This is a genomic window from Corallococcus praedator, from assembly GCF_003612125.1.
GTDB classification, from domain to species: Bacteria; Myxococcota; Myxococcia; order Myxococcales; family Myxococcaceae; genus Corallococcus; species Corallococcus praedator.
Map to the genome: position 1 here is coordinate 1 of NZ_RAWI01001323.1, position 401 is coordinate 401.

Here is a 401-nt window from a genome sequence, read left to right on the forward strand (position 1 = left end):
TCTTCCACCTGTGCGAAGGTGTGAGTCCGCTGCGCGGCAAGACCGTGAACAAAGGTTCGGTGACCGAAGCCTATGGAGAGAACGCGACGCGCATCACCAAGCAGATCTCGATGGAGCAAAAGCAGTGCGGCTTTGGCGCCAGCGCTGAGCCGGCGCCTGCGAACGCGAACGCGAACGCGAACGCGAACTAATGCCAGCGAGCAACGCCGCCGTGCCACGAACATGTGCCACGGCGGCTTTCGCTGAAGCTCCACGACCCATCGCGGCATTTGGCACTAGCGCCGGCTGGTGCGCTGGGTGCCAGCATGGGGCGTCTTACCCGATCGCCGCTTTTTGCCGTGTAGAAGCCGGAACCGGCAGCGCCATAACTATGGCTGTAGCGCGTTTTTCGAGCGTCGGAC

At 62.8% G+C, this 401-nt stretch carries 2 protein-coding genes; one reads left to right on the plus strand and one right to left on the minus strand.

Annotated features, from left to right (window positions below; genetic code table 11):
- Window positions 1–191: hypothetical protein (locus D7Y13_RS44285; RefSeq protein ID WP_208734737.1), on the plus strand; the 191-nt coding region annotated here is incomplete at its 5' end.
- Here the strand turns inward: D7Y13_RS44285 and D7Y13_RS50255 are convergent.
- Entirely contained in the window at window positions 188–307 is a 120-nt protein-coding gene (locus D7Y13_RS50255) for a DUF3761 domain-containing protein (protein WP_500683215.1), read from the minus strand. The two genes, D7Y13_RS44285 and D7Y13_RS50255, sit on opposite strands and share 4 nt — an antisense overlap.
- Window positions 308–401 lie beyond the last annotated feature (94 nt).

Coding starts and splice junctions, on each gene's coding strand:
- D7Y13_RS50255 (WP_500683215.1), bottom strand. CDS start 307: ATGCTGGCACCCAGCGCACCAGCCGGCGCTAGTGCCAAATGCCGCGAT.